General features: G+C 40.5%; 12 protein-coding genes and 1 pseudogene. 12 read left to right on the top strand and 1 reads right to left on the bottom strand.

Translation table 11 applies throughout. From position 1 onward, the window contains the following. Positions 1-70 precede the first annotated feature (70 nt). The 8 genes and pseudogenes from mnmE to AOX59_RS13805 all read left to right on the top strand — a co-directional run bounded on the left by mnmE (position 71) and on the right by AOX59_RS13805 (position 9,141). Positions 71-1,447, top strand: a complete 1,377-nt coding sequence (gene mnmE / locus AOX59_RS13770; protein ID WP_068446409.1) for a tRNA uridine-5-carboxymethylaminomethyl(34) synthesis GTPase MnmE — start codon at positions 71-73, stop codon at positions 1,445-1,447. A 68-nt stretch (positions 1,448-1,515) separates the two neighbouring features. Then, positions 1,516-3,401, top strand: a pseudogene (gene mnmG, locus AOX59_RS13775) (tRNA uridine-5-carboxymethylaminomethyl(34) synthesis enzyme MnmG). Positions 3,402-3,421: 20 nt separating this feature from the next. Further along, entirely contained in the window at positions 3,422-4,138 is a 717-nt protein-coding gene (gene rsmG, locus AOX59_RS13780; RefSeq protein ID WP_068446411.1) for a 16S rRNA (guanine(527)-N(7))-methyltransferase RsmG, read from the top strand. A gap of 305 nt (positions 4,139-4,443) precedes the next feature. Next, positions 4,444-5,304, top strand: coding sequence for a nucleoid occlusion protein (noc, locus tag AOX59_RS13785; protein WP_156418705.1), 861 nt, complete (start codon positions 4,444-4,446; stop codon positions 5,302-5,304). A 254-nt stretch (positions 5,305-5,558) separates the two neighbouring features. After that, complete coding sequence (locus tag AOX59_RS13790; protein ID WP_068446415.1) at positions 5,559-6,332, top strand: ParA family protein; 774 nt, start codon at positions 5,559-5,561, stop codon at positions 6,330-6,332. Then, on the top strand, positions 6,313-7,152 hold the full coding sequence (locus AOX59_RS13795; RefSeq protein WP_068446418.1) for a ParB/RepB/Spo0J family partition protein: 840 nt from the start codon (positions 6,313-6,315) through the stop codon (positions 7,150-7,152). Before AOX59_RS13790 ends, AOX59_RS13795 begins: the two co-directional genes overlap by 20 nt. Positions 7,153-7,256: 104 nt before the next feature. Then, positions 7,257-8,411: an aminotransferase class V-fold PLP-dependent enzyme gene (locus AOX59_RS13800; RefSeq protein WP_068448363.1), complete on the top strand. Its 1,155-nt coding sequence runs from the start codon at positions 7,257-7,259 to the stop codon at positions 8,409-8,411. Between the two features lie 25 nt (positions 8,412-8,436). Further along, on the top strand, positions 8,437-9,141 hold the full coding sequence (locus AOX59_RS13805; protein WP_068446420.1) for a DUF554 domain-containing protein: 705 nt from the start codon (positions 8,437-8,439) through the stop codon (positions 9,139-9,141). A gap of 360 nt (positions 9,142-9,501) precedes the next feature. On the opposite strand, the gene yyaC is transcribed toward AOX59_RS13805, so the two are convergent. Further along, positions 9,502-10,161: a spore protease YyaC gene (yyaC, locus tag AOX59_RS13810; RefSeq protein WP_068446422.1), complete on the bottom strand. Its 660-nt coding sequence runs from the start codon at positions 10,159-10,161 to the stop codon at positions 9,502-9,504. A gap of 248 nt (positions 10,162-10,409) precedes the next feature. On the opposite strand from yyaC, the gene AOX59_RS13815 reads away from it, so the two are divergent. From AOX59_RS13815 to ychF, 4 genes are all read left to right on the top strand, one after another. After that, complete coding sequence (locus AOX59_RS13815; RefSeq protein WP_068446424.1) at positions 10,410-11,432, top strand: YkvI family membrane protein; 1,023 nt, start codon at positions 10,410-10,412, stop codon at positions 11,430-11,432. A gap of 70 nt (positions 11,433-11,502) precedes the next feature. Further along, positions 11,503-12,405: a mechanosensitive ion channel family protein gene (locus tag AOX59_RS13820; protein ID WP_082684212.1), complete on the top strand. Its 903-nt coding sequence runs from the start codon at positions 11,503-11,505 to the stop codon at positions 12,403-12,405. A gap of 14 nt (positions 12,406-12,419) precedes the next feature. Then, a complete protein-coding gene (locus tag AOX59_RS13825; RefSeq protein WP_068446426.1) occupies positions 12,420-12,617 on the top strand; it encodes a DUF951 domain-containing protein in 198 nt (65 codons plus the stop codon). A gap of 216 nt (positions 12,618-12,833) precedes the next feature. Further along, complete coding sequence (ychF, locus tag AOX59_RS13830; RefSeq protein WP_068446428.1) at positions 12,834-13,934, top strand: redox-regulated ATPase YchF; 1,101 nt, start codon at positions 12,834-12,836, stop codon at positions 13,932-13,934. The last annotated feature ends 254 nt before the right edge of the window (positions 13,935-14,188 follow it).

The following is a 14,188-nucleotide window of genomic DNA, read 5'->3' on the forward strand; positions in this document are numbered from 1 at the left end:
ATATTGTTGACCGAACAATAAATACGTTGAATATAGATGAAAAATACAGGGTATGATGGAGGTGAGATAAATGGAGACAGATACGATAACGGCGATATCAACACCGATGGGTGAAGGTGCCATTTCAATCGTGCGGCTGAGCGGATCAGAAGCCATCCGTGTGACGGCTGAATTGTTTCAAGGAACGAATCTCCTCGAAGCCGATTCACATACGATTCATTATGGAAAAATAATTGATCCTAAAACAAATGATGCTGCTGAAGAAGTGATGGTCACCATTATGCGGGCGCCGAAGACATTCACACGCGAAGATATCGTTGAGATCAATTGTCATGGCGGCATGGTCGCAGTGAACAGAGTCCTGGAAGTTGTTCTTGAACGGGGTATACGTATCGCTGAGCCGGGTGAATTTACCAAGCGGGCATTTTTGCATGGACGTATTGACTTATCCCAGGCAGAAGCTGTGATGGACCTGATCCGGTCTAAAACGGATAAAGCGATGTCTGTTGCTCTGAAACAAATGGATGGACGGCTGTCTGAGTTGATTGGCCGGCTCAGGCAGGAGTTGCTTGAGACTGTCGCACATGTTGAAGTGAATATCGACTATCCTGAATATGATGATGTTGAAGAAATGTCACATGAGGTAATGCGTGAGAAATCAAAAGAAGTTCATGCTGAGATTGAACATCTGCTCGAAGTAGCCAAGCAAGGAAAAATTCTTCGCGAAGGATTATCGACGGCAATTATCGGAAGGCCGAACGTCGGCAAGTCATCATTGATGAATACACTGGTGCAGGAAAATAAAGCAATCGTAACGGAAGTTCCCGGAACAACCCGTGATGTGATTGAGGAATATGTGAACGTCCGCGGTGTTCCTTTGCGGCTCGTTGATACTGCAGGAATCCGTGAAACAGAAGACATTGTTGAAAAAATCGGCGTAGACCGCTCACATCAGGTCTTGGAAGAATCCGATCTTATTTTATTTGTTTTAAATTATAACGATGAACTGACAGAAGAAGATGAAAAACTGTTTAAAGCAGTTCAGGGACTTGATTATATCGTTCTCGTCAATAAAACTGACTTAGAGCAAAAGCTTGATATGGATAGAGTGAATCAGTTGGCTGAAGGCAAGCCGGTCATCTCAGCTTCTTTCATTAAGGAAGAAGGGATTGATGAACTGGAATCAGCCATTGCAGATACGTTTTTCGCAGGTGATATCGATACCGGGGACATGACTTATGTTTCCAACATCCGTCATATCCAATTGCTTAAACAAGCTAAACAAGCATTGGAAGACGCAATGGCAAGTCTTGAAATGGAAATGCCGCTAGATATTGTCCAAATCGATGTTACCCGCACGTGGGAATTTTTGGGTGAGATCATTGGAGACACTGCCAGTGACGGCCTGATTGACCAGCTGTTTTCACAATTTTGCTTAGGGAAATAATTGAATTCTAATCAGTTTTATAAGAGAAGTTCCAAACGTATACCACGAAAATTAGAAAGGGTGAAAAAATGGTATATAATGCAGGGCGTTATGACGTTATTGTAGTTGGTGCCGGTCATGCAGGTGTGGAAGCTGGTATTGCTGCAGCCAAAATGGGTGCGAAAACATTGATGCTGACACTGAACCTTGATATGGTCGCTTTTATGCCATGCAACCCGTCATTAGGCGGACCGGCTAAAGGAATTGTCGTTCGGGAAGTTGACGCACTTGGCGGTGTTATGGGCAAAGTGATTGATAAAACTCACATCCAAATGCGCATGCTGAATACCCGGAAAGGACCGGCTGTTCAAGCTTTAAGAGCACAAGCGGACAAACCGCTCTATATAAAAGAAATGAAACATGTTCTGGAAAATCAGGAAAACTTGACACTGAGACAGGGTATGGTCAATGAATTGATTATGGAAGATGGCGCATGCAAAGGGGTTATTACAGAAACGAAAGCCGCTTACTACGCAAACCAGGTCATTATTACTACAGGCACGTTTATGCGAGGTAAAGTATTAATGGGTGATCTTGAATATGAGAGTGGTCCAAATAATCAGCGGGCATCCATTAAACTTTCTGAAAACCTTGAAGACCTTGGACTGGATATTACCCGTTTCAAAACAGGCACACCACCAAGGGTGAACAGCCATTCGATAGATTATTCGAAAGCAGAAATTCAGCCTGGTGATGAAAAGCCGCAAAGTTTTTCATATGAAACAACGGAATATATTACAGATCAGATTCCATGCTGGCTGACGTATACGAATGAAGTGACGCATCAGCTTATTAACGATAATCTGTCTTCATCTGCTATGTATTCCGGTATGAAGCGTGGTACAGGCCCGCGTTATTGTCCGTCAATTGAGGATAAGATTGTGAGATTTAATGATAAACCGCGTCATCAGGTCTTCCTTGAACCTGAGGGCAGAGATACAGAAGAAGTATATGTTCAGGGACTCTCGACCTCACTGCCGGAAGATATTCAACATGAGATGGTCAAAACTGTACCGGGACTTGAAAATGCTGAAATCATGCGCGGTGGTTACGCAATAGAATATGATGCAGTTGTCCCGACGCAACTTTGGCCAACAATGGAATTGAAAAATATTCCAGGGCTCTTTACAGCGGGACAAATCAATGGAACATCCGGTTATGAAGAAGCAGCAGCGCAAGGGATTATGGCTGGAATTAATGCTGCCGCTAAAATATTCGGCAAAGAGCCATTGATTCTGGACAGATCCCGGGCATATATCGGTGTACTGATTGATGATTTGGTTACTAAGGGAACGAAAGAACCTTATCGTCTTTTAACTTCCCGTGCGGAATATCGTCTATTATTGCGTCATGATAATGCTGATATGCGTTTAACTGAAATCGCTCATGACTATGGTTTGATAACTGATGAGCGTTATGAACAATTTATAGAGAAGAAACGTCTTGTCGAGCAAGAGAAAAAACGACTCAATAAAATCATCATCAAACCGGAAGAACCTGTTCAGGAAATGCTCAAAAGTGTGAATGGGTCACCATTGAAAGAAGCGGTTAAAGCTTATGATATGCTAAAACGCCCTGAAGTCACTTATGAAATGCTTGAAAATGTCATCGAACGCGATAACAGTCTGCCATATATCGTTAAAGAGCAGGTCGAAATTCAAATCAAGTATGAAGGGTATATTAAGAAGGCAAATGAACAAGTGGACAAAATGCTTAAAATGGAGAATAAGAAAATTCCGGACAACATTGATTACGATGATATTGATGGCATTGCCTACGAAGCGAGAGAAAAACTTAAAAAAGTTCGTCCGCTTTCAGTAGGGCAGGCATCACGTATTGCAGGGTCAATCCTTCTGATGTGTCCATTCTGCTTGTTTATATTGAACAGGGCAAAATTGCTCGTGTAGCTAATTAATTTAAGGGGATAAGTTATTCATGGAACCGGAACAGTTTGTATCGGCCTTACGTGAACAAGGCATCGAATTGAATGAAAAGCAACAAGAGCAATTTGCAGATTATTATCAGATATTGGTGGAGTGGAATAAAAAAATTAATCTGACCACTGTAACAGAAGAAGAAGATGTTTATTTAAAACACTTTTATGATTCTGTTTCGGCAGCTTTTTATCATGATTTTTCCGGAAACTTATCAATTTGTGATGTGGGTGCTGGGGCTGGTTTTCCCAGTATCCCGCTTAAAATATGTTTCCCGGCGTTAAAAATTACGATTGTTGATTCATTGCAGAAACGGATCAATTTTTTAAACCAATTAGCTGCTCGGCTGGAACTTCATGATGTTGCTTTTTATCATGACAGGGCCGAAACATTCGGTAAAAATAAACAATTTAGAGAAACATTTGATATTGTTATTTCCAGAGCTGTTGCCCGAATGTCTGTGTTAAGTGAGTTATGTTTGCCGCTGACACGGAAACATGGTTTGTTTTTGGCGATGAAAGGATCAAAAGCTGATGATGAATTAAATGATGCTAAACATGCTATTGAAATATTAGGCGGCCAACTGGATGTAACACACGCTTTTGAATTACCTGAAGAAAAAAGTGAACGTTCCATAATTAAGATACATAAGAAGCGTACAACTTCTAATAGATACCCGAGGAAACCGGGAGTGCCGAATAAAAGCCCATTGATTTAATGGCTCCGGCAGTTTGTTTAAATTTAAAAATTCAGAAGTCAAAAAATATTTTTCTTGATGAAGTTCCACTTATGACGATAATTTAATACTCATTAAGTGATTTATATGATAGAATGATTATAGAATTTTCTCTGCACGTTTCTCCTTGTTCATCTTTCACACTTGATGGTGTCATCAATGGAAATATGGCACAAGGGTTAAAAAAATAGATTTTAGAGAAAAATGTTCCACGTGAAACATTTTATTTTTTGTCAGTATAATGATTCACTTCGGTAAGAGCTTGAATGCAAAGGTGGTGTTTGGGAGTGGCGAGTCCATTAAACCGAATTTTTGGCATGGGCGGTAAAAATGATGCATCTCAGGATGAAGAAAGTTACAATCCGGATGAAGTTACCGAGCTTCCAATTGAAAAGATTGAGCCTAATAGATTCCAGCCAAGAGCAGTATTTAATGAGGAAAAAATAGAAGAATTGGCACAGACGATACACACACATGGTATGATTCAGCCAATTATCGTCCGCAAACTTGAGGATGAAGATAAATATGAATTAATTGCGGGGGAACGCAGATGGCGTGCAGCGCAATCACTTGAATGGGAAAAGGTCCCTGCAATCATTCGGGGGATGACAGACACAGAAATTGCATCCGTTGCTTTAATTGAAAATTTGCAGCGTGAAGAATTAACGGTCATTGAAGAAGCAAACGCTTATGCAAGATTACTTGAACTTCATTCCTTGACACAGGAAGCACTGGCACAACGTCTGGGAAAAAATCAATCCACGATTGCCAATAAAATCAGGCTGTTAAAACTATCGGAAGCAGTTCAAACGGCGATTTTAAATAAACAGATAACCGAAAGACATGCAAGAGCATTAATTAAAATAAATGATCCGGAGAGTCAATTGAAAGTGCTGGAACTTATACTGGATAAAGACCTGAATGTGAAACAGACCGAAGAACATATTGAAAAAATGAACCAGCCTGATAAAAAACCAGCCAAAAAAACGCCTAAACAAAAAGGTGTCAATAAAGATGTACGGATTGCTATGAATACGATTCGTCAATCCTTAAATATGGTTTCTGATACAGGAATTGATGTGGAAACAAATGAAGAAGACCTTGATGATTTTTATCAAATAACAATTAAAATACCAAAAAAGAACTGATATATAGTATTATATTATGTTAAAACACCATTCATCTTAGCCTGAAACACAAGATGGGTGGTTTTTAAATCCTGATTGTTTTAGGTTCTTTTCGAGAGCTTTGTTGCTCGTTTAACCATCGATTGATAGAAACTGCGATACAGAATCGTCTTTTGGGAAGTTAGTATAACTTTTAAGTCAAAAACCATTTTTTATAGCCGCATATTAAAAAAAAGTGGTAGAATTATAAGTATAGATGTTAGGTAGGTGACAGCATGGGAAAAATTATGGCCATTGCAAATCAAAAGGGTGGCGTAGGAAAAACAACATCAGCGGTAAACTTGAGCGCAGGCCTTGCTCATTTGAATCATAAAGTTTTAGTTGTCGATATTGATCCTCAAGGCAATGCGACGAGCGGTTTAGGTGTGAACAAAGCCGATATGGATCAATGTGTTTACAACGTTTTAGTTGAAGATTTGCCTGCCGAAGAAGTTTGTGTGCCGACAGAAGTCGTCAATTTAGACATAATACCTGCCACAATTCAGCTTTCAGGTGCTGAAATAGAATTGGTTTCGACAATTTCACGTGAGATTCGTTTGCAAAAAGCACTGGAAAGTTTAAAAAATGAATATGACTACATCATCATTGATTGTCCGCCTTCTTTAGGGTTGCTCACCATTAATGCTCTTACAGCATCAGATACAGTTCTGATTCCGGTACAGTGTGAGTATTATGCTCTTGAAGGATTAAGCCAACTATTAAATACAATACGATTGGTGCAAAAACATTTAAACAAGACATTAATGATTGAAGGCGTATTGCTCACAATGCTTGATGCAAGAACAAATCTTGGTATTCAAGTCATTCAGGAAGTTAAGAAGTACTTCCAGGATAAAGTCTATCAATCTGTCATCCCAAGAAATATTCGTTTAGGCGAAGCGCCAAGTCATGGAGAACCGATTATCACGTATGACCCTAAATCAAAGGGTGCTGAAGTATATCTCGAATTAGCAAAGGAAGTGATAAATAATGGCGAAAGGGTTGGGTAAAGGTATCAATGCGTTTTTCCCCCCTGAATTAGAAGAAAAGGGTGATGAGGTCATTCAGGAGATTCCGGTGAATGAGTGCCGGCCTAATCCTTATCAGCCTCGAAAAACATTTCGTGCGGATGCGATTGAAGAATTGAAAGATTCGATTTTGGAATACGGAATTATACAACCATTAATTGTCAGAAAAAGCATTAAAGGCTATGAGATTATTGTGGGTGAGCGCCGTTTCCGTGCCGCTAAAGAAGCGGAATTGGAAACACTGCCAGCTGTTGTTAAAGATTTAACAGATGATAAGATGATGGAAGTCGCCTTGCTGGAGAACTTGCAGCGGGAGGATCTGACAGCTATTGAAGAAGCTCATGCCTATAAAAATTTAATGGATGAGCTTGGTGTAACACAGGATGAACTATCGAGGCGATTAGGCAAAAGCAGATCACATATCGCCAATATTGTGCGGCTGCTTTCCTTGCCTGACCAAGTGACAGCGCATATCAATAATGGTGAATTATCAATGGGACACGGACGGGCTTTACTTGGTGTGAAACAAGAGGATAAAGTAATCCCGCTCGTTGATAAGATACGTCGTGAAAACCTGAATGTGCGACAGGTCGAGCAAATTATAATTGAAATGAATGAAAAGCCTAAAAAGAAAAAAGAAAAACCGAAAAAAGATATCTTCTTGCAGGAAAGAGAATCTGTTCTGCAGGACCGGCTCGGAACTGCCGTATCAATTAATAAAGGGAAACGCAAAGGTAAAATTGAAATTGAATTTTATTCAAATGAAGATCTTGAACGTATCATGGAGTCATTGGAAAAGTAGTTAAACAACGGTGATTTACAATGAAAACGGGAGACTGACTTAACTTGTATGCCAATATAGTCAGTCTTTTTTTCTTATATAATCAGATACCAGGGGTGGAAGATATGATATATTTTGATCAGGCTGCATCTTCATTTCCTAAGCCGCCGGAAGTTGGAGAAGCAATGGTGCATGCTGTCAATGACATAGGGGCTAACCCAGGAAGAGGGAGTCATCGTCTGGCAAACAAGGCTGCTGATATCGTAGCAGAAACACGCGAGACAGCTGCCAGATTGTTTGGCATAAATAATCCTAAAAAGGCATTGTTTTTTTCAAATGCAACAGCAGCATTGAACCAGGCAATAAAAGGGCTTTCCTGGTCGCGGAACAATCATGTCATTGCAACTAACTTCGAACATAATTCAATACGAAGGCCACTTGAATACATAAAGAGTCAATATGGAGTGAATGTTACGTATTTGTCATGGAACAATGAAGCTGAAGATTTTATCAAACAAGTAGAGCAATCCATAACCGATAAGACAAAATTAATTGCAATGACGCATGCTTCCAATGTAACGGGCAGTGTTATTCCAATTAAAAAAATCGCTGCAGTTGCTAAGAGAAATAATATTCCAATATTGATTGATGCTTCGCAAACTGCCGGCCATCTATCAATCCATATGCAGGAAATGAATATCGATATGCTTGCGTTTCCAGGGCATAAAGGCTTATTGGGACCACAAGGCACCGGTATGCTTCTGGTGAATGGTAACATCAATTTAAACCCAATCAATCACGGCGGCACAGGCAGCTTCTCTGAAATACCTGATCAGCCTTCACAGTGGCCCGAAAGATTAGAGGCAGGAACCTTGAACACTCCGGGGATTGCCGGATTAAATGCTGCTTTAAGGTGTTATGAAGAACGAAAAAACAAAAATGTTCCACGTGAAACAATTTTATGCCAAAGACTTGCAAAAGGGTTGAAGGAAATTGATGGTGTGAACTGCTATGAGATTGACGAAGAAAAACGACACATGCCGATTGTGGCGTTCAATGTTCTGAATGTGCCTTCACAGGAAATAGCAATGGTGCTTGATTCTCATTATGATATAGCTGTCAGAGCAGGCCTTCATTGCAGCCCATTAACACATGAAGCACTGAATACTGCTGATCGGGGCGTTGTCAGGGCGAGTCTCGGCATATATAACACAGATGAAGAAGTGGAACAATTTTTAGAGGCAATTCAAGAAATCACAGAATCGTATAAACTTCTATAGAGACTATCAAAATGGAGATGGACTTATGGCTTTATTCGGGACAATTGTAAATGGTATTTGTATTATAATAGGCAGCCTCATCGGATTATTTTTCACAAATATTCCAGAAAAATATAAGGAAACCGTCATGCAAGGGATCGGTTTGGTGGTTATCCTGATTGGTCTTCAAATGGCGTTATCAACAGAAGCCATTATTGTCGTCTTGTTAAGTTTATTGACGGGAGCCATTGTCGGGGAGTTTATACATCTGGAAGAAGGGCTTAATCGTCTGGGCAATTGGATCGGTCGAAAGTTCACCGCTTCAACTGACGATATTAGTGTAGCACAAGGATTTATTACAGCCTCCCTCGTATTTGTGATAGGCGCCCTGTCAGTCATTGGTGCACTGGACGGCGGGCTCCGTGGAGATCATGAAGTGCTCATAACAAAAGGTGTTATTGATGGTTTCGTGGCATTAGTTTTAACGACGACACTTGGATTTGGTGTTATATTTTCAGTCGTACCCGTTGTCCTTTATCAAGGGTCGATCGCGCTGCTTGCAACGCAAATCAATCAGTGGATACCCGAAGAGATGTTAAATGGTCTTATTGGTGAATTGACCGCTGTGGGCGGTTTAATGATTGTGGCGATCGGTTTCAATCTATTGAAAGTTATCGAAATCAGAGTGGGGAACTTGCTACCGTCTGTTTTGACAGTGGGAATTGTCTATTATATCTATTTGTTATTCTAAGAGTTAATGGCTCTTTTAGCATTCTTTGTTGCTTTGCTGCTTGGCCTCTTAGTTTCGACGCACAGATCGCTGGCTATTGACGTCGTGAACTTGCCTGCCGGTCCCACAGGATAAAGGAAAGCTTCGACTTGGGTTGCTGCTTCAGTGAAAGCGCTTGCAAACAAGGATCACCAAACATATTGCCGAAGCATCTTTAAACCCTTAATGATAATCAGAAACCATCTCACTAATGAATAATTAAAGTGTGCCGCGGTCTATGATTTTGCATTCATAACCTATCCTTATAGAAAACAATCAAGTTAATAGTTTTTTTATAAGATCAGAATATATATCATTTCAGGTGTAAATTCTCCGATTTCTTCAAGTCTGACTTCTGGCTTCTGAATTCTGAGAAGATGAAGCTGGATCCGGGATTTTTTTATTAGTGTTTAGTTTCTGTGAAGGGCGTGATTCAGCACCGGTTAATTGTTGATCGATTTTTGCCAGTAAAGCAGCAATGATTTGTGCCATTTCGACAACAATTGAAAGTCTTGTGTTTTGTAAGATAGCATAGTCCATAAACCCGCTAATGTTGACAACACCGGTAATATGGATGTCCCCGATGGCGGGAAGTTTTTTATTCAATGCCGCGCCGGGGTAGAGTGATCCAACATCGGCGATAATATGACCAACTGATTCAGTTTTGCCTAACGAAGCATCAATGGCTATGATATAGGGATAACGGTGCTTCTTGAAAATCTCCTTCATCCTGTCTTCTATATTGATGGCATGAACCGGATCAGGCAATGTGCCATAGACTTGTAAGTGCTTAGGTTTCATTTCAGATAAAAAGGAACCAATTAAAGGGCCAAGCGCATCCCCCGTTGAACGGTCTGTTCCAATACAAATAATAATGTATTCGTGCGGTTCTGACGGCAGCCAGGAAAGAATTCGCTCGTTCATTTGTTCCAAAAGAGTTGGATCTGTAAACTTGAGTTTTAGCTTTTCATTTTTTGTAATGAAACGATTCATTAGATTCATAGCTTATCCTCCACAAACATATTGGTATTAGTATACGGAAAATATTATCAAACTATACGTGGATAAATATAAGTGGCTGTTCAAAAAGTCCGGTAACAATAACACATCGGTGTTTCTAGTTGGCTTGTTTCTCCGCGGCTTATGTATCTAAAGACATACATTACGCTGCTCGAAACGGCGCCGCCTATGAAACTTCTCGGTCCTTGTTATCCTCCTTTTTGAACACGCATTATAATGGAGGAGAAGCTATGTTTCAAGCTGGTCTGAAATGGATGTTTTTGATCATTGGCACAACTATTGGAGCGGGTTATGCATCCGGCAGAGAGCTGTGGCAATTTTTCGGACATGAAAGTGGTCTGGCCATTTTGCTGTTTACTATATTTTTTTCGATATGCTGTTATGTCATAATGGATGTTAGCTTTAATCAGCAATCAAGCGACTATTTGCCCGTGCTCCGTGATATTGTGGGGGACAGGCTGACAAAAGTATATGATGTCATGATTTTTTTATATTTATCTACCACCACAGTGATCATGATTGCTGGGAGCGGTGCAACCGGACAAGCATTTAATCTCTCCTATTGGTGGGGGGTTCTGGCTATAGCCATTAGTTTAATTTTTTTATTTTTGAAGGATATCAGTGGATTCCTGGCGATGAATCAGCTCGTATTGCCTTTATTGCTTGGCGGACTGCTTTATATATTATTGTTATTTATGAATGATCAGGGCATCAACATGCTGTCCCATTTGGACGGACAGCGTAATTGGACAGCAGCGTTTCCTTTTACGGCATTGAACATCCTGCCGCTGATTGCTGTATTGGGAGCAATAGGGAATAAGGTCAGAACAAAAACAGAAATATACATAGCTGCGATTGGAAGCGGACTGATATTAGGCACTATCTCATTTATTTATAACAGCAGCCTGATACAAATTGCAGACGAACTTTTATTATACGAAATTCCATTATTTGCCATTTTGAATCATTATCCGGTTGAGATACTTATTTTTATGTCAATCTTATTATGGTTTGCTATTTTTACGACAGCTGCCTCCGGAATTCTGGGAATGGTTTCCCGCCTGCAAAGTATGTGGAACGCTCCGATATGGCTGCTCGCAGCATTGATTGTGGTTGCCATGGTGCCTTTGACAACAGTTGGTTTTTCCACACTGATTAATTATATTTATCCGGTATACGGTATTTTGAATTTGTATGTATTAACACGATTACTTTTGTACCCGTTGTGGAATAAAACAATGAAGCATCCATAATGTCGCTTTTCTTTCCATAATTAAGAGGTTATTGTAAAATTATTTATAGAAACATGACGGAGGTATAATAGTGGATTTTCTTAATAACCAAATGAATGAATTATGGGAGTATATAACAGGACCTGAACTTTGGGTTAATATCGCAACAGCAATCTTACAAGCCATTCTGATTATGGTAATAGCTGTGATTATTGTTCGGGTTGGAAACAATGTCGTTACCCGAATATTTGACAGCAGATCCCGGGGGCCTCTGCGCATTACGGAAAGACGCGAAGTGACGATTAAGAAGCTTATCCAAAATTCAATGAAATATACTGTTTATTTCATTGCGTTTATCATGGTTCTGGATGGGGCGTTTGGTTTTGATGTTGGTGCTTTGCTGGCAGGTGCCGGTGTGGCAGGTCTCGCCATTGGTTTTGGTGCACAAAACCTTGTACGGGACATTATTTCAGGCTTCTTCATTATATTTGAGGATCAATTCTCAGTCGGCGATTACATTTTAACAGCAGGTTCTGAAGGGTACGTAGAGGAAATTGGAATGCGCACCACTAAAATAGAAAGCTGGACAGGCGAACAGTTTGTCATTCCAAATGGTAATGTGACTCAGGTGACCAATTACTCGGTTCACAACGGACTTGCTATAGTCGACGTCAATATTCCATACGAGAATGACGTTGAGACCGCCGAAAATATTATTGGAGACGTTATAAAGACACTGCCTGATAAATATGAAGAAATTGTTAAAGTGCCTGAGATTTTCGGGGTGGAAGTATTGGATACGTCCCATTTTGTTCTTCGGGTGATTGCAGAAACGTTGCCTTCCTACCAATGGAAAGGTTCCAGAAACATTCGTAAAGAGATTAAAGAAGTTCTTTATAAAGAGGGTATCCAGATTCCTGCACCACGTCTTATCATGTATTCACGAAACCAGGAGCCTGACTCACTGCAGATTGATCCAGAGCGGGAAATGTAAGGGAGGAAAAAGGTATGGCAGACAAGGAATTCGGTTTAAATGACATTGTCCAAATGAAAAAACCGCATCCATGCGGAGAAAACCGCTGGAAAATTATCCGAATGGGGATGGATATCCGGATAAAATGTTTGGGATGCAATCATAGTGTGATGATTCCCCGAAAAGAGTTCACGAAAAAAATGAAAAAAATCATCGATAAGGCCGAAGCTTAAAAATTTGTCCAAAATAGTTTTCAGTGGTATTATTTATTCTTTTTATATACCACCGGAAACAGCAAAAGCGAATTATCTGGCATAACCTTGTCAAAATGAGCATTTTAAAATGCCCATTTTGGCTTTTTATTTGCTTGTCATTTTAAAAGCTTGTATCTATAATTGGTATGACTGACGCGTTCATATGAATGGAATCCTTAAGGAGTGAAAGTTGACATGTCTTTGACAGCAGGAATCGTCGGACTTCCGAACGTTGGCAAATCAACTCTGTTTAATGCCATCACACAAGCGGGTGCTGAAGCAGCAAACTACCCGTTTGCGACAATCGATCCGAATGTGGGGATTGTGGAAGTTCCTGATGATCGCTTAAATAAATTAACTGAATTGGTAAACCCGAAAAAAACAATCCCGACAACATTTGAATTCACCGATATTGCCGGTATTGTGAAAGGTGCAAGCAAAGGAGAAGGGCTGGGCAACCAGTTTCTGTCCCATATCCGCCAAGTGGATGCTATTGTTCAGGTCGTCCGCTGTTTCCAGGATGATAATATCACCCACGTTTCAGGCAAAGTGGATCCACTTGATGATATTGAAATCATTAACCTGGAACTAATACTGGCAGATCTCGAAACCGTTAATAAACGGCTTCAGCGGGTTGAAAAAATGGCAAGACAGAAAGATAAAGAAGCTGTAGCGGAGTATAATCTGCTTGAGGTGCTAAAAGAAGGACTTGAAGCGGAAAAGCCAGCTCGTGCACTGGAATTATCGGATGAACAGTGGAAGCTGGTGAAAGATCTTCATTTGCTTACAAGCAAACCGGCATTATATGCAGCCAATGTGAGTGAAGAGGATGTTACAGACCCGGAGTCAAACGAAGCAGTACAAAAAGTAAGAGAATACGCGGCGGGCGAAAATGCTGAAGTTATTGTTGTTTGTGCCAAAATAGAGGAAGAAGTTGCGGAATTGGATGCTGAAGAGAAAGAAATGTTTCTCGATGATTTAGGAATTGCAGAAGCCGGACTGGACCAGCTGATTAAAGCTTCTTACAACTTATTGGGGCTGGGAACGTACTTTACAGCAGGTGAACCAGAAGTACGTGCATGGACATTCCGTAAAGGGATGAAAGCACCACAGGCAGCAGGTATTATCCATACAGATTTTGAACGTGGTTTTATCCGCGCGGAAACCGTCTCTTACGAAGATTTGATAAGCGCTGGAACAATGGTAAAAGCACGGGAAGAAGGCAACGTCCGCCTCGAAGGCAAAGAATACATCGTCCAGGACGGCGACGTTATCCACTTCCGGTTTAATGTTTAGGCTTTTTCATATGGTTGCTTTTTAAAAGATTATGGATTTCCATATACTGCGAAGTAAGTTTAGGTGTAAGTTAGTGCAGGAAGCGCATTTTGCTTCCGAGGAGGCTGAATCGTTGCCCTAAGGTGCGCGACTGCCCGGAACGGAAATCAACATAGTACTTACGTCGCTGTTTATATCAACTACAAAAGTTAGTTAACAACAAATTTTACGAAAAGAGCCTTTCAAAAAGAATACAGTGATATAACAAATCAGGA

The sequence above is a fragment of the Lentibacillus amyloliquefaciens genome (assembly GCF_001307805.1).
Classification (GTDB): domain Bacteria; phylum Bacillota; class Bacilli; order Bacillales; family Amphibacillaceae; genus Lentibacillus; species Lentibacillus amyloliquefaciens.